Raw genomic sequence first — 1,447 nt, forward strand, 5'->3', positions numbered from 1 at the left:
CCGAAGCCCGAAGCCCGAAGCCCGAAGCCCGAAGCCCGAAGCCCGAAGCCCGAAGCCCGAAGCCCGAAGCCCGAAGCCCGAAGCCCGAAGCCCGAAGCCCGAAGCCCGAAGGAAACACTTTTGACCGATTTTGTGACAGCAGACATGCGCACCCGCCTTATCGAAGGCGTTCACGCCGCAGGCCGTGAAGTCATCTCGATCTACGAGCGCGATTTCAGCGTCGAGACCAAGGATGACAAGAGCCCACTGACCGAGGCGGACATGGCCTCCCACCATGCCCTCGTGGATTTGCTGGAAGGCATTGCCCCAGAGGTGCCGATTCTCTCGGAGGAGTCCACGGAGATTCCTTTTGCCACGCGCAAGGCCTGGCAGCGCTACTGGCTGATCGACCCGTTGGACGGCACCAAGGAGTTCATCAAGAAGAACGGCGAATTCACGCTCAACGTTGCTTTGATCGAGGATGGCGTGCCGGTGTTTGGCATCGTCCATGCGCCTGTGCTTCGCACCACCTGGATCGGGCAGCAAGGGCAGGGCGCCTGGAAGCAGGTCAATGAAGGACCGTGCCACGCCATCAGGGTGCGCGAGTTGCCCGACCCGGAGCAGGAATCCTGGCAGGTAGTGGGTAGCCGTACCCACGGTTCGGAGGAATTCGAAGCCTTTTGCAGTAGGCTGCCGAATCACGAACGTGTCTCCATGGGCAGCTCATTGAAGCTGTGCCTGGTGGCGGAAGGCAAAGCCGATCTCTATCCGCGCCTGGCGCCTACCAGCGAATGGGATACGGCGGCGGCCCAGGCCGTGGTTACCGCGGCGGGCGGCGAAGTGCTGAATGCCTATACCCTCGAACCGCTGCGCTGCAACCAGCAGGAGAGCGTACTCAACCCGTTCTTCATCGTATGTGGACAGCGGGATGAGCGCTGGGAGTCGGCACTGCGGGCTAGTCTCGAGAACTAAAGCTACGAGCCGCGAGCTACGAGCTACGAGCCGCGAGCTACGAGCTACGAGCTATGAGCTACGAGCCACGAGCTATGAGCTACGAGCTACGAGCCGCGAGCCACGAGCTACGAGCTACGAGCTACGAGCTACGAGCTACGAGCTACGAGCTACGAGCTACGAGCTACGAGCTACGAGCTACGAGCTACGAGCCAAAACCTTAGCGTCGAGAGTGTCGTAGGGGCATCGTCCTGCCGAAGCCCGAAGCCCGAAGCCCGAAGCCCGAAGCCCGAAGCCCGAAGCCCGAAGCCCGAAGCCCGAAGCCCGAAGCCCGAAGCCCGAAGCTGAAACAGGAAAGTCTATGTCCGAGTTATCCGCTGAGCGCCAGACCCACCTCAAACAACTCGAAGCCGAGTCGATCCACATCATCCGCGAGGTGGCGGCCGAGTTCCGCAACCCGGTCATGATGTACTCCATCGGCAAGGACTCCTCGGTGATGCTGCATCTGGCGCGCAAG

The 1,447-nt window shown here is 61.6% G+C and carries 1 protein-coding gene and 1 pseudogene; both read left to right on the top strand.

Translation table 11 applies throughout. The features are described from left to right. Nucleotides 1-144 precede the first annotated feature (144 nt). Complete coding sequence (cysQ, locus tag ACUY1T_RS21945; protein WP_446025691.1) at nt 145-951, top strand: 3'(2'),5'-bisphosphate nucleotidase CysQ; 807 nt, start codon at nt 145-147, stop codon at nt 949-951. 340 nt (nt 952-1,291) lie between these two features. Next, nucleotides 1,292-1,447: pseudogene (locus ACUY1T_RS21950) on the top strand (sulfate adenylyltransferase subunit CysD); the annotation flags it as partial.

It is taken from the genome of Billgrantia sp. Q4P2, from assembly GCF_052806135.1.